We start from the raw sequence: 22,591 nt of genomic DNA, 5'->3' as shown, positions 1-22,591 counted from the left end.
GCTCCCGTTGATCAGGACGACTGGGTTTGAGTTTGAGTTTGAGTCTGGGTTTGCGCCGCCGATGGCGCACGGGCGCCGCGGTCCGCCTCGAGGATCCAGGTGTCCTTGGTGCCGCCGCCCTGCGACGAGTTGACGACCAGCGAGCCTTCCTTGAGCGCGACGCGCGTGAGGCCGCCCGGCACCATCTGCACTTCCTTGGCCGACAGCACGAAGGGCCGCAGGTCGATGTGGCGCGGCGCGATGCCTGATTCGACGAAGGTCGGCGAGCTCGAAAGGCTCAGCGTCGGCTGCGCGATGTAGCCGTCGGGCTTGGCCAGCACGGCCTTCTTGAAGTCCTCGATCTCGGCCTGGGTCGCCGCCGGGCCGATGAGCATGCCGTAGCCACCGGCGCCATGCACTTCCTTGACCACCAGGTCCTTCATGTTGGCGAGCGTGTAGTCGAGGTCGTCCTTGTTGCGGCACATGTAGGTGGGCACGTTCTTCAGGATCGGCTTCTCGCCGAGGTAGAACTCGACCATCTTCGGCACGTAGGGGTAGATCGACTTGTCGTCCGCGACGCCGGTGCCCACGGCATTGCAGATGACGACGTTGCCCTCGCGGTAGGCGCGCATCAGGCCGGGACAGCCGAGCGTGGAAGTGGGCCTGAAGACTTCCGGATCGAGGAAATCGTCGTCCACACGGCGATAGATGACGTCGACGCGCTTGGGGCCGCGCGTGGTGCGCATGTAGACGAAGTCGTCCTTGACGAAAAGGTCCTGCCCCTCGACAAGCTCGATGCCCATCTGCTGCGCGAGGAAGGCGTGCTCGAAATAGGCGCTGTTGTACATGCCGGGGGTGAGCACCACGACGGTGGGCTCGGCGGTCGCGGGCGGCGCGGAGGCACGCAGCGTTTCAAGCAGCAGGTCGGGGTAATGCGCCACCGGCGCGATGCGGTTCTGGCTGAACAGCTCGGGGAAGAGCCGCATCATCATCTTGCGGTTTTCGAGCATGTAGCTCACGCCGCTGGGGACGCGCAGGTTGTCTTCGAGCACGTAGTACTCGCCATTGCCGCTGGCGTCGGGCGCCCGGACGATGTCGATGCCGGAAATGTGCGAGTAGATGTCGTTCGGCACCTTCACGCCGACCATTTCGGGGCGGTACTGGGCGTTGTTCAGGATCTGCTCGGCCGGGATGACGCCGGCCTTGATGATTTCCTGGCCGTGGTAGACGTCATGGATGAAGCGGTTGAGCGCCGTCACGCGCTGCACCAGGCCTTTTTCCATCGAGGCCCATTCATGGGCCGGGATGATGCGCGGAAGCAGGTCGAAGGGAATCAACCGCTCGGTGCCCGAGCCGTCTTCGTCCTTCGCGCCATAGACCGCGAAAGTGATGCCGACTCGGCGGAAGATCATTTCCGCCTCCTCGCGCCGCTGTCGCATCACCTCGGCGGGCTGCTTCGCGAGCCATTGGTCGTATCGCTTGTAGTGGCTCCTGACGGCAGCGCCGTTGTAGGGCAGCTGCTCATACATCTCGTCGAATTTGTGCATGGACGACCAATCTCCTTGACCGTAGCTTAGCAAGTTCAAGGCCAAATATCGGCGGAATATGACGAAACGTCGTGGTGCCAGTACCGCCGCGCGGCTTGCCGCTGACAGTTCACCTCATCCGGCGCAACGCTGGACCACGATGCCGCGCCACAGTGCGGCGTGTCCACCAATGAAACGCCGCGTTCGGCGTAGCGCTGCACCACCTCCGGCGCCGGATGCCCGAAACGGTTGCGCCAGCCGGCCTGGACCAGCGCGATGCGCGGGCGCACCGCATCGAGCAGCAGCGGGCTCGACGAGGTCTTGCTCCCATGGTGCGGAACGAGCAGCACGTCGGCGTCCAGACCGGCGTTGCGCACCACCAGGGCAGTTTCCTGAAGACGCTCGATGTCGCCGGCCAGCAGTGCCGTCGCGCGTCCGTTCGTGATGCGGAGCACGCAGGAGACCGCGTTCGGTCGGGTGAAAAAGGTGTACTCGTTCTCGCCGGGATGAAGGATCTCGAAGTCCACGCCTTCCCAGGTCCAGCGCTGGCCCGAGAGGCATCGCCGGGCGGCGCGGAGGTGCTGCAGCGGATGGCCCGCTTCGATCGAACTCAGCAGTTCCGCCTGAGGCTGCGACGCCAGCACCGCCGGCGCGCCACCGGTGTGGTCGCTGTCGCGGTGGCTCAGGACCACGGTATCCAGGCGCTCGCCCAGGGCCCGCAACAGCGGGACGAGCACCCGGCTGCCTGCGTCGGATTCGAGGCTGTAGCGCGGCCCGGCGTCGTAGAGCAGGCTGTGGCCGGCCGTGCGCACCAAGACAGCGTTGCCCTGCCCGATGTCGGCGGCAAGGAGGTCGAACTCGCCCGACACCGGGCGCGGCGCCTGCCAGAGCAACACCGGCAGAAGCAAGGGCAGGCCGAGCGTGCGCATCGACCACGGCAGGCGCATGACGAGCAAGAGCCCTCCCGCGACGCCGGCAACCGCCATCCAGAGTGGCGGCGCGGGCATCGACACCGTCGCGAACGGCCAGCGCGCGAGCCATTGCAGCAGCACCGACATGGCCTGAACCGCCCAGGCGGCCACGTCCCAGATCGGCGGCAGCACCGTGCCGAGCATCGCCAGAGGCGTGACCACGAGCGTGACCCACGGGATCGCCACGGCATTGGCCGGCAGGCTGACGACGGAAATCTGCTGGAAGAGCAGCAGCGTCAAGGGCGTCAATCCCAGCGTGACCACCCATTGCTCTCGAAGCAGTCGCGCCAGCCGGCCCGCGTTGGCGCCACCGCTTCCATCGGCCCCGGCGGCGAACAGTACGCCCACCGCCACGAAACTCAGCCAGAAACCCGCCTGCATCAGCGCCCAGGGATCGAGCAGGACCACGACCGCGCAAGCGAACAGCCAAACGCAAGGCCAGGGCCAACGTCGCCCGGACAGGCGCAGGAAGGCGATGGCCGCCAGCATCCATACCGTCCGCTGGGAAGGCAATCCCCATCCGCTGAACACCGCATAGAGGGTCGCGAGCGTCACGCCGCCGATCAGCCCCGCATGCTGCGCCGGCCACCGCAACGTCAGGCGGCTGCTGCGCCGCCACAGGCCGCCGACCGCGGCCGTCGCGAGCCAGGCGAACATGGTGATATGAAGCCCCGAGATCGCCACGAGGTGCGCAACGCCGGTCGCGCGGAAGACATCCCAGTCCGCGCGATCGATCGCGTTCTGGTCCCCGGTGACCAGCGCCGCAATCACGCCGGCCGCCTGCCGGTCGGCCACCCGCTCGAGGATCGCATCGCGCACGGATTCGCGCATGCGCTCGATCGGGTGGCGCCACGTCGTCCCGATGCGCTCGGGGCGCGGATCGCGCGGGCCGGTGCGCACATAGCCCGTCGCCTGCACGCCCTGCTCCCACAGGCGGAGTTCGTGGTCGTAGCCGTGTGGATTCAGCTGACCGTGCGGCGCCTTCAGCCGTACCGCCAGACGCCAGCGTTCGCCGGCATGCACCGGACCGGCCGCCGAAGGTGCACCGGTCTCGACGGCATTCTCCGAGGCGCGACCCCAAAGGCCGGTGCCCTCCGAATACCAGCCGAGCGCAATGCGCGGCGGCACGGGCGGTGGTCCATCCTCCGAGGTGGAATCGACCCACCGCGCCGACTCGACTTCCAATGTGAAGCGCACACCGCCCTCGCCGCGTTGGGGCATCTGGGCCACCACGCCCGAAACCAGGACGTCGCGGCCTTCCAGCGCCGCCGGCAGCACGTCTTCCGCATACGTTGCCGCACGCCAGCCCGTCAGGCCGGCGCCGGCCATCGCTCCGAGCAGCAGCGCTACAGACAGAAATGGAAAGGCGGCCTGAATGCGCCGGCGCCACACCAACCCGCCGACCAGAGAGCCAACCACAAGCCCCGCGTAGACCGTCCAAGGCCATAGCGCCGCCTGCTGCAATTGCAACGCCGCGCCCACCACCGAACCGGCCATCGCGGCAAAGACAATCAACGCCGGGGTCAGCCCAGAATGCTTTCGAGGTCGGCTTCTTCGACGTCGGCGTCGAGCTTCAGGCTCTGTTCGATGTGATCGAGATGCTGAAGCATCAGGGTCTCGGCACGCTTGACGTTGCCGCGCTTGACCGCGTCGACGATCTCTTCATGTTCGTCGGCGCGGCAACTGGTGGCGGTCGGTGCGTCGTACAGGGAGATGATCAGGCATGTCAGCGCCGACAGTTCGCGCATCGTGCGGGCCAGCGCCGAGTTTCCCGCCAGTTCGGCCAGCAGCACATGGAACTCACCCGACAGCCGCACGATGGCGCGCTTGTCGTCGCGCTGCCGCGCCTCGGCTTCGAGTTCGAGATGGCGGCGCAGCCGTTGCTGCTTGACGTCGTCGAGCGTGGCGATGAGCCGGCGCAATACGCCGGGCTCGATCAGCCGGCGTGCTTCGAACACATCCTGCGCCTGCTCGATGGTGGGCTTTGCGACGAAGGCGCCGCGCTGCGGAATGAGTTCGACGATCTGCTCGTGCGCCAGGCGGGCCAGCACCTCGCGCACCTTGGCGCGGTTGGTGCCGAAGATCGTCGCCAGGCGGTCCTCGCCGAGCTTGGTGCCCGGCGCCAGACGGTGTTCGAGAATCGCTGAAGAGATTTTCTCCGCGATCTCATCGGTGCCGTGCTCGCGGGCGGCGGCAGCGTTTTCAATGCGAGCGGAAGCTTTGCTGACCATCGAAATCGATTCTAGCCGTGCCGCTGCGAGCGAAGGCTTGCAGCCACAGGCGCGCGGCTTCATGCGCGACCGGCACCGCCTGCCAACAGGCGCGCCAGGGATTCCGGCAGACCCTGGTTGGGCTTGATCGGCGGCGGCGCGAAACTGCCGCGCCGCGCCGGTGCGGGCGCAAGCGACACCAGCGTCTGCGCGTGGCAGACCGCGCTGGACACACCGTCGACCACGGGCACCGGAATCCGGTCCTTGATGGAACGCGCCAAGCCCGCCAGCGGCGCGCCGGCGATGATGATCACGTCGGCGCCGTCGTCCTCGACGGCCGAAAGGCACAGTGCTTCGAGGCGCTGCTCGTGGTCGTCCTGCACGCGTCCGATGTCCTTCAGCGGACCGTCGAGGCTGCGAATGCTCGCCATGCGGTCGATCAGGCCATTGGCCTGCACGCATTCGCGGTACCAGGCGGTGATGCGGCGCGAGATCGCCACGATCGAAAAACGCTTGCCGAGCAAACAGGCGCTCATGAGCGCCGCCTCGGTCAGGCCGACCACGGGAATGTCGAGCGCCTCGCGCAGCCCATCGATGCCGGGGTCGCCGAATGCGGCCACCACGATGGCGTCGTGTTTGTCGCAATGCTCGGCCGCCAGGGTGGCCGTCGCGTAGGCGCCGATCAGCGACTCGAACCGGGTCTCGATGTAGGCAACGCCGAAGGGCGCGGTCAGGACTTCGATGCGCGTGTCGGGCGCCGCGGCACGCCTGGCTTCGGCCGCGATCAGGTCGGAAACGCTTTGCGAAGTGTTGGGGTTGATCAGCAGCAGGTTCATGGTGTGCTCTCGAAGCGTGCGTTGTTCAGCGGAGGCGGCGGTCCGGCAGCAAGGTCGGCTGCGCACGGCGCAGGAACTGCCCCTTCCCTGCCCGCGGATGGAAGCGCTCGCCGTCCCAGACGACTTCGCCGCGCGCCAGCGTCACCGCCGGCCAGGCCTTGACGTCGATGCCCTCGTAGGGCGTGTAGTCGACCGCATGGTGCAAGTCGGCATTGCGGATCGCGCGCGGCGTGGTACCCCAGACCACCAGGTCGGCGTCGGCACCCACGGCGATCGTGCCCTTGCGTGGATGCAGTCCGTAGGCCTTGGCCGGATTGGTGGACGTCAGTTCGACAAAGCGGTTGATGGTGATGCGACCATCGAGCACGCCGTGCGAAAACAGCAGCGGCAGCCGCGTCTCGATGCCCGGAATTCCGTTGGGGATATGACGGAACGCGACCTCCTCGCCGCCGGGTTTCTTGCCTTCGGGCGCGTCGAAGCGGAACGGCGCGTGGTCCGACGAGAAGATCGTGAACAGCCCATCGGCCAGGCCGTTCCAGATCACCTGCTGGTTGTCGCGGTTGCGCGGCGGCGGGCTGCAGATGCAGCGCGCGCCCTGATAGCTGTCGTCGATGCCGAGATCCTCGGCGGTCAGGAACAAATACTGCGGACAGGTCTCGGCGAACACGTTCAGGCCGTGCGCGCGCGCCCAGCGGATCTGCTCGACGGCCTCACGGCCCGAGACGTGGACGATCATGATCGGAACGTCGACCAGCTCCGACAGCGCGATCGCGCGGTGCGTCGCCTCGCGCTCGACCAGCATCGGCCGCGAATGTGCATGGAAGCGCGGCGCCGTCCGGCCGCTGGCTTCGAGGCGCTTGGTCAGCCATTCGATGCAGTCGGCGTTCTCGGCATGGATCATCGCCATCGCGCCCTGTTCGCGCGCCACCGACAACACGTCGAGGATCTGGCCGTCGTCGAGCTTCAGGTCGTCGTAGGTCATGTAGATCTTGAAGGAGGTGTAGCCCTCGGCGATCAACTGCGGCAGTTCGTGCTTCAGCACCTCCTCGGTCGGGTCGCTGACGATCAGGTGAAAAGCGTGGTCGACGTGGGCACGGCCTTCGGCGCGATGGTGGTAGTCCTGCACGGCGGCGCGCAGCGACTGCCCCTTGTGCTGGGCGGCGAACGGAATCACCGTCGTGGTGCCGCCGCAGGCCGCGGCCCGGGTGCCGGTGTCGAAGTCGTCGGCCATGCGCACCGGCGGCTCCATCGGCTGGTCGAGATGGCAGTGGGCATCGACGCCACCCGGCGTCACGTAGCGGCCGGCGGCGTCGATCTCTTGCCGCCCGGCGGGCAGATCGAGGCCGAGTTGCACGATGCGGCCGTCGCGGATGCCGATGTCCGAATCGAAGGTGTCGCTGGCGGTCGCGACGCGGGCATTGCGCACCACCAGATCAAGTTCGCGAATGGTCATGTTTCTCTTTTGCGGGATTCTGATTCGAGTTCAGGCGTGCGCGTCGAACAACCGGCCCCAGCCCTTGACGCTGCGCAGGTCGACGCCGACGGTCTTCAACGCCTTCCACACCACGGTGGCCACCGAGTCGTAGATCGGGATGCCGAGTTCGCGCTCCATCTCTTCGACCAGCTGCGCACCTTGCAGGTTGGTGCACATGATGGTCATGGCGTCGGGCCTCTCCCGGGCCACCTCGCGAAGCATGCGGCGCAGCGTGTCGGGCCCGACTTCGCTGAACGAGAAGTTCACCGTCAGGTCGAGGTGCCGCTCGGCGACGCAGTCAATGCCGATGCCGGCGTAGTTGGCGACGATGCGCCGCTGCACGTCCTCGACATAGGGCGAGACCAGGCCCAGCGTGCGCGCGCCCTGGGCCGCCAGGAGTTCGTTGAGCGCCAGCACCGAGGTGGTGGCCGGAATGCCGGTCGCCTCGGTGATGCGGGCGCACAGTGCCCGGTCCTTCTCGAAGCCGAGCCAGCTGGCCGAGGTGCCACTCCAGCAGATCACGTCGACGTTCGCGTCGGCCAGCAACCGTGCGGCTTCGAGGATCTTGCTGTCGTCGAACTGGTTCAGGGACGCATCGCGCATCGAGATTTCGGTGACGGTGAAACGCGAGAAGTGCGCCGAGACACCAGGCACGCCACTGACCATCGCGCTGGTCAGCGGTTCGAGCGCGGTGTTGGACGACGGCGTCAGCACGCCAATGAGTTTGCGCTGAGCCATCATCAGACCGGCAGCTTCTTGCTGTAGTCGATCAACATCGTCGAGCAGACGAACAGTCCGGCACCCGCTGCCGCGAACAGCATCAGCGCCAGGAAGTAGGAGCCTGTGGCTTGCACGATCAGGCCGACCACGATCGGCACGCCGATGCCCGCCACATTGCCGCCCAGGTTCATGGTGCCGCCGAGGAAGCCGACCCGGGCGCGCGTGCCGAGGATCGCCGGCACGCACCAGAACAGGCCGCACCAGCGCAGGAAGAACAGCGTCACCGACAACAGGACGACGACAGCGATCGGGTCGGTGATCTGCGAAACCATGTAGATCGAGGCGGTGGCAATGATCGACGAGAAGCCGAACAGCGTGCGAAGCACCTTCCCTTGCGACGCTCCGCTCGCCTGCCACTTGTCGGCGAGCCACCCGCCGAACATTTCGCCGACGAAGCCCGAGAAGAACATGATGAACACCGCGCCGCCCATCTGCTTGATGTCGAAACCGTGCACCTTCGAGAGGTAGTTCGGCATCCAGGTGAGCAGGCCGTAGAACAGTGCGTTGAAGCACATCCAGCCGAAGAACATGCCCCACACCGAGCGGTAGCGGAAGAAGTCCAGCACGCGGCCGCTCGCATCCTTCGATTCCTTGGCGGCATCGGCGGCATGGCTGGCCTCGATGTAGCTTGCCTCGGCTTCATTGACGCCAGGATGCTGCCGCGGATGGTTGCGGATGTAGCTCCAGGCGAAGAAGCCGGCAAGCACGGTGCCGATGCCGGCAATGACGAACGAGAGGCGCCAGGATCCGAGCAGGCCGATCAAGGCCGAGATGAGGATCGCGCCCAGCGCGGCGCCAAGCGGTGCGCCGCCATCGAGCAAGGTCGCGCCGCGGCCCCGCTCGGTCTGGGTCATCCAGATGCCATTGAGCTTGCCGCCAGCCGGGTAGATCGGCGCTTCAGCGGCTCCGAGGCCCAGCCGCGTCAGCAGCAGCGGGACCCAGCCGGTGCAAACAGCGGCGATCGCCTGGAAAAAGCCCCAGCCCAGGGTGGCGCCGGCAATCACCACGCGCGGGCCGTAGCGGTCGGCCAGCATGCCGCCCGGAATCTGCATCAAGGCATAGGTCCAGAAGAAGGAGCTGAGCAGCAGGCCCTGCACCGCCGGGCCGATGTCGAACTCCTTGGCGATCAGCGGCATGGCCACCGACAGCGAAGCCCGATCGATGTAGTTGATCGAGATCAGGAACAACATCATCAGGAAGATCTTCCAGCGCACCTTGGAGGGCTGGAGGGCTGGATTGGCGAGCGCCGTTTGCGGCAGAGCCGTGGTGGATTGCATCTGTTGTCTCCTTGGTTGCATATCGCCCTCGGACCCTCGCAAGCCCCGAGCGGAAGCTGATGAGGCGCAATTTAGGCTCTGACAACACAACTGTCAACGTCGTTGTTGACAATAACGCCAACACTATCGAAAACACCTATGTCGAAGCACGGATGCGGAGCGACACCCTCCCGACACCGGCGAACCCGGGAAACCCCTGGCACGCCTTTATGGCGCGCTAATTGCTTCCGGTGTGGGCTAGTATGCGAGCCACCCGAGGCACGCTCGACGCACGGAAAAAGAATGTCCATTCACGCCGCACTTCACCACGTCACTCACTACAAGTACGACCGTCCAGTGCAGCTAGGGCCTCAGGTGATCCGCCTGCGCCCGGCGCCGCACTGCCGAAGCAACGTCATTTCGTATTCGCTGCGGGTCGAACCCGAGCAGCACTTCATCAACTGGCAGCAGGACCCGTTCGCGAACTACCTCGCGCGGCTCGTGTTTCCCGAGAAGACGCGCGAATTCAAGGTCACGGTCGATCTCGTGGTCGAGATGGCGGTCTATAACCCCTTCGACTTCTTCCTCGAACCGCAGGCCGAGAACTTCCCTTTCAAGTACACCGAAGCACAGGCGCAGGAATTGGCGCCCTACCTCGTCGCCGACGAGGCCACGCCGCTGGTGCAGGCCTACCTCGACAAGATCGATCGCAAGACGCAGCGCACCATCGATTTCCTGGTGGGGATCAACCAGCAGGTGCAGAAGGACGTCAACTACCTGATCCGCATGGAGCCCGGCGTGCAGACGCCGGAAGAGACGCTCACCAACGGCTCCGGCTCGTGCCGTGACTCGGGCTGGCTGCTGGTGCAACTGCTGCGCCATTGCGGGTTGGCTGCGCGCTTCGTGTCGGGCTATCTCATCCAGCTCACGCCGGACGTGAAAGCGCTCGACGGTCCGAGCGGCACGACCGTTGACTTCACCGACCTGCACGCATGGTGCGAGGTCTACCTCCCAGGCGCCGGCTGGATCGGGCTGGACGCCACGTCGGGCCTGCTGGCCGGCGAAGGCCATATTCCGCTCGCCTGTACACCGACGCCGTCGAGCGCCGCACCGATCGAAGGCGTGGTGGATGACGCCGAGGTCGAGTTCGGCCACGAGATGAACGTCACGCGCATTCACGAATCGCCGCGCGTGACCAAGCCCTACACCGAAGAGCAATGGGCCGAGGTGCTCGCGCTCGGCGAGGCGGTCGACAAGCGCCTGAAAGCCGGCGACGTGCGCCTCACCATGGGTGGCGAACCGACCTACGTCGCCACCACCGACCGCGACGCGCCCGAATGGAACACCGAGGCGCTCGGCCCCACGAAACGCTTCTACGCCACCGAACTCGTGCACAAGCTGCGCGCCGAATACGGCAAGGGCGGCTTCCTCCACTTCGGGCAAGGCAAGTGGTATCCGGGCGAGCAGTTGCCGCGCTGGGCGCTGTCGATCTTCTGGCGCGCCGACGGCGAGACGCTATGGCACAACCCCGAACTCTTCGCCGATGAACGCACCCCCACGCACTACACGAGCGAAGACGCGCGCCGCTTCACCACCGTGCTCGCGCACCGTCTCGGCCTGACCGAGCGCTACATCCAGCCCGGCTACGAAGACGTCTACTACTACCTCTGGCGCGAACGCCGGCTGCCGGTCAATGTCGATCCTTTCGACTCGAAACTCGACGACGAGATGGAACGCGTGCGCCTGCGCCGCGTGTTCACCCAGAAGCTCGATGCCGTGATCGGCTACATGCTGCCCATCGAGGCCTCGAACGCCGACGCCGATGCGCCCGCACTGGCTGGCCCGGGATGGAAGACCGGCCCCTGGTTCCTGCGCGATGACCGCATGTACCTGATCCCCGGCGATTCGCCGATGGGTTATCGCCTCCCGCTCGATTCCCAGCCCTGGGCCAGCAAGGGCGACTACCCCTACCTCGTCGAGCGCGATCCGACCGCGCCGCGCGGCAGCCTGCCCACCGCCGCTGATTACCGCGCGCGCTATGCGAGCGCACCCGCGGGGCCGGACGCAGACCGCGGCGCCGTGCCCTACGCCTTCGGCAATCCTCAGGCCACGCCAGCCACGGTGCGCATGCAGACGCCGGGCGGTGAAGGCGGCGATGGCGGTGAACACGCCGACGCGACGCAGGATCCCACCATTGCACGTCATCCGCGTCGCGGCGAATCGGCCCACTGGGTCACGCGCACCGCGCTGTGCGTGGAAGTGCGCGACCCGCGCCGCGCCAACGGTCCGGCGGCCGAGAAGGTCGGCGACAGCTCGGGCGTGCTCTATGTCTTCATGCCGCCGCTCGCGCGCCTGGAGGACTACCTCGATCTCGTCGCGGCCGTCGAAGCCACGACCGAACAACTCGGCGTGAAGATCGTGATGGAGGGCTACCCGCCGCCGCGCGATCCGCGATTGAAGATGCTGCAGGTCACACCCGATCCGGGCGTGATCGAAGTCAACATCCATCCGGCGCACAACTGGGGCGAACTGGTCGACCACACGGAGTTCCTCTACAACGCGGCCTTCGAGACGCGCCTGTCGGCCGAGAAGTTCATGACCGACGGCCGCCACACCGGCACCGGCGGCGGCAACCACTTCGTGCTGGGCGGCGCGGTGCCGACGGACAGCCCCTTCCTGCGACGGCCCGAGCTGCTCGCCAGCTTGCTGCTCTACTGGCACAACCACCCGTCGCTGAGCTACCTGTTCTCGGGCATGTTCATCGGCCCGACCAGCCAGGCGCCGCGCGTCGACGAGGCGCGCAACGACCAGGTCTACGAGCTCGAGATCGCGCTGAAGGAAATCGCGCGCAACCGCGAGATCTACGGGCAGAACATGCCCGCCTGGCTCGTTGACCGCACGCTGCGCAACATCCTCGTCGACGTCACCGGCAATACGCACCGCAGCGAGTTCTGCATCGACAAGCTCTACTCGCCGGACTCCAGCACCGGCCGGCTGGGCCTGCTCGAACTGCGCGCCTTCGAGATGCCGCCGCATGCGCGCATGAGCATCGCGCAGCAACTGCTGCTGCGCGCGTTCATCGCCCGCTTCTGGGACGCGCCCTACGCTGCGCCGGCCACCCGCTGGGGCACCGAGTTGCATGACCGCTTCCTGCTGCCGACCTTCGTGAAGATGGACTTCGACGACGTCATCAGCGAAATGCGGCAGGCGGGCTTTGCCTTCGACCCCAACTGGTTCGCGCCGCATTTCGAGTTCCGCTTCCCGCTGGTCGGCCAGGTGCAGGCCATGGGCATCGAGCTGTCATTGCGCAACGCGCTGGAGCCGTGGCATGTGATGGGCGAGGAAGGCTCGGCGGGCGGCACCGTGCGCTATGTCGACTCGTCGCTCGAACGCATCGAAGTGCGCGTCACCGGGCTCAACGAGAGCCGGCATGTCGTCACTGTCAACGGCAAGGTGCTGCCGCTGCAACCCACCGGCACCACGGGCGAGTTCGTTGCCGGCGTGCGCTACAAGGCGTGGAATCCGCCCTCGGCGCTGCATCCGAGCATCGGCGCCCACGCCCCGCTGACCTTCGACCTGGTCGACACCTGGATGAAGCGCTCGCTGGGCGGCTGCCAGTATTTCGTGGCGCACCCGGGCGGCCGCAACTACGACACCTTCCCCGTCAACGCCTACGAGGCCGAGAGCCGTCGCCACTCGCGCTTCTCACGCATGGGACACACACCCGGATTGCTCACCACCCCGCCGGCAACCATCGAAATCGCCGGCAGCCGCGAGTTCCCCTTCACGCTGGACCTGCGCCGCTAAGCCCAGGAATACCGCGGAACCGACTTCGCCGGGCCGCCGGTATTGCCCCCGGCAGGGGGTGGGCGCCCGACACGAAGTGCGGGCAACCTGGGGGCGAGTGACAATGACACCGTGGACCCACTGAACGAATCCCTCTTCGACGCGCAAGCGATGGAGGCGCCTGCCGACCTGGCCTCGGCGCTCGCTCCCCCGGCCTTGCCGGGCCATTTCGACGAGTTGCGCGGTGCCGCCTCGCCGCAGAGCGCTTCGCGCCTCGGCGCGTCGTCGCAGCCCGCGCCGCTTCACGATGCCGCATCTGTTCCACCCGCTGCGCGCGTCGCCGAACAGGACGACGGCGCGCCCCGCGAGCAAGCCCCCCTGGCCCCGGGCTGGACCGATTTCTTCGAGCATCTCGGCCCTGGCGGCTTCGACGACCTGCCGCGGCGCGCCATCAGCCTGGAGCGGCAGATCCGCGACAACGGCGTCACCTACAACGTCTATGCCGATACCGACGGCCCTCAGAGGCCCTGGTCGCTCGACCTGTTCCCGCTGATCGTCTCGCCCGAAAGCTGGGCGCAGATCGAGGCCGGGGTGCAGCAGCGCGTGCGTGTGCTCGATCGCGTGATGGCCGATGTCTACGGGCCTCAGCAGTTGCTGGCCGAAGGCCTGCTGCCGCCCGCACTGGTGCAGGGGCATCCCGGCTATCTGCGCGCGATGCACGGCGTCAAGCCGCCCGGCGACACCTGGCTGCACATCGCCGGCTTCGACCTGGCGCGCGGACCCGACGGCAACTGGTGGGTGGTCTCGCAGCGCACGCAGGCGCCTTCGGGCCTCGGTTACCTGCTCGAAAACCGCCTAGCGATCACGCGCCAGTTTCCGCAGGCTTTCGAGAGCCTGCAGGTGCAGCGCCTCGCCGCAACCTACAACGCGATGATGGAAGGCTTGCAAGGCATGTGCCCCGCCGGGCAGCCGCCGCACATCGCGCTGCTGACGCCCGGGCCCTACAACGAAACCTATTTCGAGCACGCCTACCTGTCGCGCTACCTCGGCGTCACGCTGGTCGAAGGCAATGACCTGACGGTGCGCGACCAGCGGCTCTACCTCAAGACGCTGCAGGGCCTGCGGCCGGTGCACGGGCTCATCAAGCGGCTCGACGACCAGTTTCTCGATCCGCTGGAATTGCGGCCCGATTCGACGCTCGGCGTGCCGGGCTTGCTGCAGGCGATCCGCGCCGGCAACGTGCTGGTCGCCAACATGCCCGGGTCGGCCTTTCTGGAATCGCCGGCGCTGCTCGGCTTCCTGCCCGCTCTCGCGCGCCGCCTCATCGGCGAAAAGCTGCAACTCCCCGCGCTGCCTACCTGGTGGTGCGGCGAGCGCGCCGCCATGGAAGCGGTGTTGCCGCAACTGGCCGACTGCGCCATCAAGTCCACCTATACCGGCGAAGACTCGCACGCCAGCTTCGATGCAGTGCTCGGACGCCACATGGGGCGCCGCGACCTCGACGAATGGGCGGGCCGCATCGTGCGCCAGGGCGATGAGCACACGGTGCAGAGCTACCTCCCGCTCTCGCAGATGCCGACCTGGACGCAGGACCTCGGTCGCGGCCACATCGCACCACGCTCGGTCCTGCTGCGCGTCTTCGCGATCAGCGACGGGCCGCGTTCCTGGCGCGTGCTGCCCGGCGGCCTCGCCCGCCTGGCGGGGCGCGATGCGCAGATCGCCTCGATGCAGCGCGGCGGCAGCAGCGCCGACGTGTGGGTGCAGACGCCGGGCGAAGTCGATCGGACCACCCGGCTGCACCCCCACGCCACGCCGGCCTCGCTGGCGCGGCACCGCGCGCCGGTTACCAGCCGTGCAGCGGAAAACATGTTCTGGCTGGGCCGCTACACCGAGCGCGCCGAAAACGCGGTGCGACTCGCGCGCGTCACGCTCGATCTGCTCGGCGGCGAGGACGCATCCTCCCACGCGTTGCTGGTCTGGCTGCACCAACTGGCGCTGCGCAATTCGCTGGTGCCGCGCGAAGTGCCGAGCCTGCCCAAGTCGCGCCGCGTGTTCGAACGTGCACTCATCGCGGAACTGGGCGACGTCGACCACGGCGGCAGCGTGGGCTACAGCCTGCGCTGCATCCGCCAGTCCGCCGCCGCGGTGCGCGAACGGCTGTCGCAGGACCACTGGAACCAGATCGTGCGTGCGGAGACCGACTTCCTCCGCCGCAGCGCCGAGCAAGCCGGCGAAAAAGGCGAAGCCGGCTACGAGACCAGCGCCGCGCTGCGCCTGCTCGAATCGGCAAGCAGCGCACTGTCCGCCATGACCGGCGCCCAGACCGACCGCATGACGCGCGACGATGCGTGGCGCCTGCTGTCCATCGGGCGGCACATCGAGCGCCTGGCCTTCCTTTGCAGCGCGCTCACGGCCGGCTTCGAGCACGGCTCGGTGCATGAGGTGAGCGGGTTCGAGGCCATGGTGGCGGTGTTCGACAGCACGATTACCTTCCACGCCCGCTACCAGCAGCGCCGCGACGTGGCGACGCTGGTCGACCTGCTGGTGCTCGACGGCGACAACCCGCGCTCGCTGTGCTGGGTCGCGCAAACACTGCGCAAGCGCATCGCCAAGCTGGCGGGCAGCGCGCCCGACAGGCTCACCGCCCTGTCCTACGAACTGCCCGATCCCGACGAGTGGACGCTGGAACGTCTGTGCGAAGCCGGGCCCGATGCGCAGTATCCTGCGCTCGTCCACTTGTTCACCGCCTGCGAGACGGCCGCTTACCACGTGTCGGACGCGATCGGCACGCGTTACTTCACGCTCACGTCCGAATCACTCAGGTCGGTGGGAGCCTGACCATGCTGCTGCACGTTACGCATTCGACGCGCTACGACTACACCCCGCCGGTGGAGACGGCGCAGCACCTCGCGCACCTGAAGCCCATGAGCACGGCATCGCAGCGGCTGGTGAGCCACGCGCTGACCATCAGCCCGACGCCTGCGCAAAGCAGCGAGTCGCCCGATGTCTACGGCAACACGCGCGCCTTCTTCGCACTCGAATCCACGCACGAGGAACTCGTCGTCACGGCCGAGAGCGTGGTCGAGACTTCGGAGCCGCTGCTGTCGTCCGCCGTGGCGCGCGACCTGCCATGGGAAGAAGTACGCGAGCGCTTCCGCTACGTGAAGGGTTCGAGCTACGACCCCGCGGCGGAATTCGTCTTCCCCTCGCGCTACGTGCCGCGCCATGACGACTTTGCCGCCTACGCGCGCGCCAGCTTCGCGGCCGGCCGTCCGGCCTTCGACGCCGCGATGGACCTGACGATGCGCATGTTCCGCGACTTCACCTACGACGCCGACAGCACCGAGATCAGCACGCCGGCCATCGAGGCGCTCGCGCAGCGCAAGGGCGTGTGCCAGGACTTCGCGCACATCATGATCGCCTGCCTGCGCACCATGGGCTTGCCCGCGCGCTACGTGAGCGGCTATCTGCTCACACAGCCGCCGCCCGGCGAGCCCCGCCTGGTCGGCGCCGACGCGTCGCACGCCTGGGTATCGGTCTATTTGCCCGGCGAGGACGGCCCGGGCGATTGGGCTGACTTCGATCCGACCAACGGCCGCCAGCCCGGCGAAGACTACGTGACGCTGGCCATCGGCCGCGACTACTCCGACGTGTCGCCGATGCGCGGCGTGCTGCACGGCGGCGCGCGGCATACCCTGCACGTTGGTGTCACGGTGCTGCCGCTGGAGGAGCGCCGGGACGAAGCGGTGCAAGTCGCGCAGAGGCAGACGCAGACGCAGACGCAATCACAAACACAAACGCAATCGCAAACGCAATCCCAGAACCAGGAGCCTTGATGAGCATCTACGACAAACTCTCCAGCCTCGGCATCACCCTGCCGCCCGTCTCGGTCCCGGCCGCGGCCTACGTGCCTTTCGTGCAGACCGGCAAGCTGGTCTTCCTCTCGGGCCACATTGCGCGGAAGGACGGCAAGCCGTGGGTCGGCCAGCTCGGCGCCACGATGACGACGGACGAAGGCAAGCAGGCCGCTCGCGCCATCGCGATCGACCTCCTCGGCACGCTGCACGCCGCAGTGGGCGATCTCAACAAGATCAAGCGCGTCGTCAAGGTCATGAGCCTGGTCAACTCGGTCGGCACCTACACCGAGCAGCACCTCGTGACCAATGGCGCCAGCGAATTGCTCGCCGAAGTCTTCGGCAGCGAAAAAGGTGCCCACGCCCGCAGCGCCTTCGGCGTCGCGCAGGTCCCGATGGGCGCCTGCGTCGAGATCGAGCTGATCGCCGAAGTGGACTGAAGCTGCATCCGTCTTGGACGACACCGACCGCCATCTGCTGAGCCTGCTCCAGGCCAACGCACGCGAGCCGGCGGCGACGCTGGCGCGCAAGCTCAAGTTGGCACGCACCACGGTCGTCGCCCGTATTGCGCGGCTCGAGCGCGAAGGCGTGATCTCAGGCTACGGTGTGCGACTCGGCCAGCGGCTCGAACAGGCGGCGGTGCGCGCCTATTGCGGCCTCGTCGTTGCACCGAAGACTGGCGCCGCCGTCGTCCGCGCGCTCGAACGCCTGCCCGAAGTCGAGGAGCTTTCAGCCGTCAGTGGCCCGTACGACTACATGGTGTTCCTGCGCTGCGAGAGCAACGAGCAGCTCGACGCGCTGCTCGACCGCATTGGCCTGATCGAAGGCATCCAGCACACGCACACCTCGGTGGTCCTCAGCCGCAAGATCGACCGCCGCAGCGCCGTGGCGCCACCGCCTCAGGCAGCCTGACGGGGCGGCTCAGCCCACTCCAGAAACCCCGCGGAACCGGCTTCGCCGGGCCGCCAGGGTTGCCCCCGGAGAGGGGGTGCCCGAGCCACACGAAGTGGGCGAGGCTGGGGGAGATCTCAGTCCAGCCGAATCTCGCCGTCGAACCCGATCTTCAGCTGGAGGCCCGGGATCTCCAAAGTCATCCTGGCCGGCAAGGCGGCGTTGCCGGCGACCGCCCCCGCCGCAACCGCCTTCGCCACGGCCTGTTCGATCTCGCGCTGTGAGCTGACGCCGACCATCTTGAGAAACTTGCGGATGCTGAGATTGAAGGTCTCTTCATTCATGGCGATCTCCCGGATGAGGCGCTTCGGCGAAGCCGGCCAAGGTTGATTTTCAGCCGCAGAAGGTTCAAATTCAACGGTAGGAGTCCTGCCCATGCCTGCCGTGCGCCGCGCCGCTGTCGACGGCCTGTTCTACCCCGCCGCGCCCATCGCGCTGCGCGGGCAGATCGCGGGCTACCTGGACGAAGTTGCCGATAGCGAGGGTGCACTCCCCCCACCGAAACTGCTCATCGCGCCGCACGCCGGCTACGAATATTCCGGCCCGATCGCCGCGCGCGCGTATGCCCTGCTCGGACGGCGGCGCGAGCCCGTCATCCGCCGCGTCGTGCTGCTTGGCCCCGCGCATCGCGTGCGGGTGCGCGGCCTCGCTGCCCCAGAGGCCACGGCCTTCGAGACACCGCTGGGCCGCATCCCGCTTGACGCCGAGGCGCTCGCCAGCCTCGACGACCTGCCGCAGGTGATCCGCAACGACGCGGCGCACGAGCGCGAGCATTCGCTCGAAGTCCAGTTGCCATTCCTCCAGGCCGTGCTCGGCCACTTCACGCTCGTGCCGCTGGTGGTTGGCGACGCCGGCGCGGAGGCGGTGGCGCAAGTGCTGGAGCGGCTCTGGGGCGGCACGGAGACGGTGATCGTGATCAGCTCCGACCTGTCGCACTACCTGCCGTACGCCCAGGCCCGCGTCGCCGACCGGGCCACCGCGGAACGCATCCTGCGGCTCGACGCCGGCCTCTCGCCACACGAGGCCTGCGGATCGACGGCAATCAACGGCGCGCTGGTCGCCGCGCGCCGGCAGGGCCTCGCGCCTCGGCTGCTCGACTTGCGCAACTCGGGCGATACCGCCGGCACCCACGACCGCGTGGTCGGCTACTGCTCGATCGCTTTCGAAGCGCTGCCATGACGCCCGGCCGCTGGTGGCACCGGCTCGACGACGGGCGCATCCAGTGCGACCTGTGCCCGCGCGACTGCCGGCTGCACGAAGGCCAGCGCGGGATGTGCTTCGTGCGCCGGCGCGTGGGCGACGCGATGGTGCTCACCGCCTACGGGCGCAGTTCGGGCTTCTGCATCGATCCGATCGAGAAGAAGCCGCTCAACCACTTCTTTCCCGGCAGCAGCGTGTTGAGCTTCGGCACGGCGGGCTGCAACCTCGCCTGCAAGTTCTGCCAGAACTGGGACATCTCGAAGAGCCGCGAACTGGACCGGCTGATGGACGCTGCCTCGCCCGAACGAATCGCCGAGGCGGCGCGCGCAAGCGGCGCCGCGAGCGTGGCCTTCACCTACAACGACCCCGTGATCTTTGCCGAGTACGCGATGGACACCGCCGACGCCTGCCACGCGCTCGGCCTGCACAGCGTCGCGGTGACGGCGGGCTACATGCATGCCGAGCCGCGGCGCGCTTTCTACGACCACATGGACGCGGCGAACGTCGACCTGAAAGGCTTCACTGAGCACTTCTACTTCCAGCAGACCGGCGCCCACCTCGCGCCGGTGCTCGACACGCTGCAGTACCTGCGGTTCGAGACCGACTGCTGGTTCGAGATCACCACGCTGCTGATTCCCGGTCACAACGACAGCGATGCCGAGATCGATGCGATGACGCGCTGGATCGCCGACCGGCTCGGGCCGGATGTGCCGCTGCACTTCACGGCATTTCATCCGGACTACAAGATGCTCGACGTCACCCCGACGCCACCGGCCACGCTGAAGCGAGCCCGCGCGATCGGGCTCGCCAACGGGCTGCCCCACGTCTACACCGGCAACGTGCACGACGTCGAAGGCGGCACCACCTTCTGCCCGCAATGCCACGAAGCGCTGGTGCGGCGCGACTGGTATCTCGTGCTGGACTGCCAACTCGACGAGCGCGGCATCTGCCCGCATTGCGGCACGCCGATCGCCGGCCGCTTCGGCGCCTTCGAGAAAGGCTTCGGGCGGCGGCGGATTCCGCTGCGGCTGGCTGCGTAGCGAGCAACTCAACCGAACCGGATGCCCTGCGCCAGCGGCAGTTCGGTCGAGAAGTTGATGGTGTTGGTGGTGCGCCGCATGTACTGCTTCCACGCGTCGGACCCGCTCTCGCGGTCGCCGCCGGTTTCCTTCTCGCCGCCGAATGCGCCGCCGATCTCCGCGCCGCTCGGGCCGATGTTGACGTTGGCCATGCCGCAGTCGGAACCGGCCGCAGAGATGAAGCGCTCGACCTCGCGCAAGTCATTCGAGAAGATGCACGACGACAGTCCCTGCGGAACATCGTTGTGCATCGCGATCGCCGCGTCGAGATCCTCGTAGCTGAGCACATAAAGCAGCGGACCGAAGGTTTCGCGGCGAACCAGTTCGGTTTGCGTCGGCATCTCCGCGATGGCGGGACGCACGTAGAAGGCCTCGGGGAAGCGCTCGGCCAGCACGCGATCACCGCCTGTGAGAATGCGTCCGCCCTGCGCCTCGACATCGTCGATGGCGCGCCGCAATGTGTCGTACGCCGCCCCGTCGATCAGCGGGCCGACCAGCGTGCCCTCCTCCAGCGGATGCCCGATGCGCAGGCTTTCATAGGCCGGCAGCAGCTTGGCGATCAGCGCGTCCTTGACGGTGCGATGGACGATGAGCCGGCGCAGCGAGGTGCAGCGCTGGCCGGCAGTGCCCACCGCGCTGAAGAGGATCGCCCGCAGTGCCATGTCGAGATCGGCGGCGGGCGTCACGATCATCGCGTTGTTGCCGCCGAGTTCGAGGATGCGCCGGCCGAAGCGTGCGGCGACGCGCGGACCGACTTCGCGGCCCATGCGCGTGGAGCCGGTCGCGGACACCAGCGCGATGTCGGTGCTGTCGACGAGCGCCTGCGCCTGTGCCGCACGGCCGATGACGATCTGCGCGAGTCCCTCCGGCGCGCGGTCGAATCGCGCCATCGCGCGCTCCAAGGCCCTGAACGTCGCGAGCCCGGACAAGGGCGCCTTCTCCGACGGCTTGAAGATCACCGGGTCGCCGCACACCAGCGCGATGGCTGCGTTCCACGCGAACACCGCGCTCGGAAAGTTGAATGCCGTGATGACCGCCACCGGGCCCAGCGGGTGGTACTGCTCCATGATGCGGTGGCCGGGCCGCTCGGACACGATGGTCTTGCCATAGAGCTGCCGCGACAGGCCGAGCGCGAATTCGCAGATGTCGACGCCCTCCTGCACTTCGCCCAGGCCTTCCTGCGCGATCTTGCCGACCTCGATCGACACGATGTGGCCGATGTCGGCCTTCGCCTTGCGAAGCTCTTCGCCCCACAGGCGAACCAGCTCGCCGCGCGCCGGCGCCGGGACTTCGCGCCAATGGCGGAAGGCGGCAGCCGACCGCCCGATCACGTCGGGCATCGTTGCCATCGGTGTCTCGTGCAGCCGCGCCAGTTCGGCGCCTTCGACGGCCGAGCGCACGGCCAAGGTGCCACCGGACAGTTCGGAGGCGGCGATGCCGCTCCGTTCGAAGACATTTCGCAGGTCGTTCATTCGCTGGGCTCCTTCCTGGCGCGGCGTCGCGCCTGTGGCGGCCAAGTATGAGCGAAGGTCGTGCCGCGGTGCGGGCTGGGCGGTGCCGCGTCGGCGCCCGGTGCGCCCAGCGCGGCATAGCAGCCGCCGACGCGGGTGGCAAGGAAGTCTTCGAGCGACACGTGCTCCTGTCCGACGAATCCACGTGCCGGCAGGCGGCCATTTCGCAGCAACTCGAACACGCCGACCACGCCGGCCGCAGTCGCCAGTTCGATCGCGGTCCGGTCCACGCCGCGCAGCCGGCCGCCGTGGATGCGCGCCATGCGGGTTTCCTGCTCGAAGCGTCCGCCTCGCAGGCCGGATGCCGAAGCGAACACGATCACGACGTCCTCCCGGCTGTGCGGCACGGCCTGTTCGAGCACCTGCCGCAGCAGGTCACGCCGCTCGATCAGGCGCAGGTCGTGCAACAGGAAAGCCATGGCATCGCGGTGGCCGGGATAGCGGATCGTCTTGTAGTCGAGGTTGCGCACTCGTCCGGCCAGTGTCTCGGAGAGCGTTCCGAGCCCGCCCGAGGTGTTGAAGGCTTCGTAGGTGTCGCCGTCGAGCACCAGCGTCTCGTGGCCTTCGAGCGGCTGCACCGACACCGGCCGGCCCTGCGCAATGGCCGCGCACGGCTGGCAGTACTCGTTGATCACGCCATCGATGCTCCAGGTGAAGTTGTACCGCAGGCCGTTGGTCGCATGGCGCGAGAGCGCGCCGACGCGCAGGTGCAGGTCGTAGAGTTCGTCGAAGCGCCCCGCCAGGTGGCCGCCCAGCATGCCGATCACGCCGGGTGCGAGTCCGCTCTGCGGCATCAGCACGGCGTTCGCGCCATCGGCCATGGCACGGACGGCGGTGGTTGCGGCCACGTCTTCGGTCAAGTCGAAGTAGTGCACATCATGGGCGCGGGCCGCGGCTGCAACGCGTGCCGCGAGATAGAAGGGCAAGGCGTTGATCACCACGTCATGGCCAGCCAGAGCCGCAGCGAGTGCCGTGTCGTTCTCGACATCGACGAGCGCGCGCGACACCAGCCGGTCGCCAGGCGCGTGCGGCGGATGGATGCGGTCGGCGAGCGTGACGGGCAGGTGGTGGTACTCGGCCACCATGTCGGCCACCGTGGCCCCCACCTTGCCGGCGCCCAGGACMAGCACCTTGACGATTCCGAGATTGAGCGTGTTCATGAGGGTCCCCTTCCACGG

17 protein-coding genes are annotated in these 22,591 nt (G+C 67.6%); 7 read left to right on the top strand and 10 right to left on the bottom strand.

The genetic code is table 11. From position 1 onward, the window contains the following. Nucleotides 1-11: 11 nt before the first annotated feature. From AC1DN9_RS13345 to AC1DN9_RS13315, 7 genes are read right to left on the bottom strand one after another with little or no spacing between them, the layout of a single operon-like run. Complete coding sequence (locus tag AC1DN9_RS13345) at nt 12-1,526, bottom strand: circularly permuted type 2 ATP-grasp protein (protein ID WP_478100835.1); 1,515 nt, start codon at nt 1,524-1,526, stop codon at nt 12-14. A 35-nt stretch (nt 1,527-1,561) separates the two neighbouring features. Further along, on the bottom strand, nt 1,562-3,973 hold the full coding sequence (locus AC1DN9_RS13340) for a DNA internalization-related competence protein ComEC/Rec2 (RefSeq protein ID WP_478101120.1): 2,412 nt from the start codon (nt 3,971-3,973) through the stop codon (nt 1,562-1,564). 26 nt (nt 3,974-3,999) lie between these two features. Continuing rightward, nucleotides 4,000-4,707 (bottom strand): GntR family transcriptional regulator, encoded by a 708-nt coding sequence (locus AC1DN9_RS13335; RefSeq protein ID WP_478100834.1) that lies wholly within the window; start codon nt 4,705-4,707, stop codon nt 4,000-4,002. A 59-nt stretch (nt 4,708-4,766) separates the two neighbouring features. After that, nucleotides 4,767-5,522 (bottom strand): aspartate/glutamate racemase family protein, encoded by a 756-nt coding sequence (locus AC1DN9_RS13330; protein ID WP_478100832.1) that lies wholly within the window; start codon nt 5,520-5,522, stop codon nt 4,767-4,769. A 25-nt stretch (nt 5,523-5,547) separates the two neighbouring features. Further along, nucleotides 5,548-6,975, bottom strand: coding sequence for a dihydropyrimidinase (hydA, locus tag AC1DN9_RS13325; RefSeq protein WP_478100830.1), 1,428 nt, complete (start codon nt 6,973-6,975; stop codon nt 5,548-5,550). 30 nt (nt 6,976-7,005) lie between these two features. Further along, the gene (locus AC1DN9_RS13320; RefSeq protein ID WP_478100828.1) at nt 7,006-7,734 is read right to left on the bottom strand and encodes a maleate cis-trans isomerase family protein; all 729 of its coding nucleotides are present in this window, start codon (nt 7,732-7,734) and stop codon (nt 7,006-7,008) included. Nucleotides 7,735-7,736: 2 nt separating this feature from the next. Continuing rightward, a complete protein-coding gene (locus tag AC1DN9_RS13315) occupies nt 7,737-9,053 on the bottom strand; it encodes an MFS transporter (RefSeq protein ID WP_478100826.1) in 1,317 nt (438 codons plus the stop codon). Nucleotides 9,054-9,335: 282 nt separating this feature from the next. Between AC1DN9_RS13315 and AC1DN9_RS13310 the strand changes: the two genes are divergently transcribed. The 5 genes from AC1DN9_RS13310 (at nt 9,336) to AC1DN9_RS13290 (ending at nt 17,584) form a co-directional block, all read left to right on the top strand. Next, nucleotides 9,336-12,839, top strand: coding sequence for a transglutaminase family protein (locus AC1DN9_RS13310; protein WP_478100824.1), 3,504 nt, complete (start codon nt 9,336-9,338; stop codon nt 12,837-12,839). 150 nt (nt 12,840-12,989) lie between these two features. Further along, on the top strand, nt 12,990-15,656 hold the full coding sequence (locus AC1DN9_RS13305) for a circularly permuted type 2 ATP-grasp protein (protein WP_478101118.1): 2,667 nt from the start codon (nt 12,990-12,992) through the stop codon (nt 15,654-15,656). Between the two features lie 2 nt (nt 15,657-15,658). Continuing rightward, complete coding sequence (locus AC1DN9_RS13300) at nt 15,659-16,654, top strand: transglutaminase family protein (protein WP_478100822.1); 996 nt, start codon at nt 15,659-15,661, stop codon at nt 16,652-16,654. Continuing rightward, on the top strand, nt 16,654-17,112 hold the full coding sequence (locus tag AC1DN9_RS13295; RefSeq protein ID WP_478100820.1) for a RidA family protein: 459 nt from the start codon (nt 16,654-16,656) through the stop codon (nt 17,110-17,112). Before AC1DN9_RS13300 ends, AC1DN9_RS13295 begins: the two co-directional genes overlap by 1 nt. Before the next feature lie 13 nt (nt 17,113-17,125). Beyond that, on the top strand, nt 17,126-17,584 hold the full coding sequence (locus tag AC1DN9_RS13290; protein WP_478100818.1) for an Lrp/AsnC family transcriptional regulator: 459 nt from the start codon (nt 17,126-17,128) through the stop codon (nt 17,582-17,584). Between the two features lie 116 nt (nt 17,585-17,700). On the opposite strand, the gene AC1DN9_RS13285 is transcribed toward AC1DN9_RS13290, so the two are convergent. Continuing rightward, nucleotides 17,701-17,907, bottom strand: a complete 207-nt coding sequence (locus tag AC1DN9_RS13285) for a DUF6494 family protein (RefSeq protein ID WP_478100817.1) — start codon at nt 17,905-17,907, stop codon at nt 17,701-17,703. A 91-nt stretch (nt 17,908-17,998) separates the two neighbouring features. On the opposite strand from AC1DN9_RS13285, the gene amrB reads away from it, so the two are divergent. Both amrB and amrS read left to right on the top strand, forming a co-directional pair. Continuing rightward, nucleotides 17,999-18,802, top strand: coding sequence for an AmmeMemoRadiSam system protein B (amrB, locus tag AC1DN9_RS13280; RefSeq protein WP_478100815.1), 804 nt, complete (start codon nt 17,999-18,001; stop codon nt 18,800-18,802). Next, nucleotides 18,799-19,863 carry an AmmeMemoRadiSam system radical SAM enzyme gene (gene amrS, locus AC1DN9_RS13275; RefSeq protein ID WP_478100814.1) on the top strand — a complete coding sequence of 355 codons (1,065 nt, stop codon included), beginning with the start codon at nt 18,799-18,801 and terminating at the stop codon, nt 19,861-19,863. The genes amrB and amrS overlap by 4 nt, the downstream gene beginning before the upstream one ends. Nucleotides 19,864-19,871: 8 nt before the next feature. Here the strand turns inward: amrS and amaB are convergent, their stop codons facing one another. Both amaB and AC1DN9_RS13265 read right to left on the bottom strand, forming a co-directional pair. Continuing rightward, the gene (gene amaB / locus AC1DN9_RS13270) at nt 19,872-21,374 is read right to left on the bottom strand and encodes an L-piperidine-6-carboxylate dehydrogenase (RefSeq protein ID WP_478100813.1); all 1,503 of its coding nucleotides are present in this window, start codon (nt 21,372-21,374) and stop codon (nt 19,872-19,874) included. Next, nucleotides 21,371-22,573 carry a saccharopine dehydrogenase family protein gene (locus AC1DN9_RS13265; protein WP_478100811.1) on the bottom strand — a complete coding sequence of 401 codons (1,203 nt, stop codon included), beginning with the start codon at nt 22,571-22,573 and terminating at the stop codon, nt 21,371-21,373. Before AC1DN9_RS13265 ends, amaB begins: the two co-directional genes overlap by 4 nt. Between the last annotated feature and the right edge of the window lie 18 nt (nt 22,574-22,591).

This window comes from Variovorax sp. 05L425, from assembly GCF_056397705.1.
The sequence above is the reverse complement of the archived record's forward strand: the minus strand, read 5'-3'. Positions and strand labels throughout refer to the sequence as shown.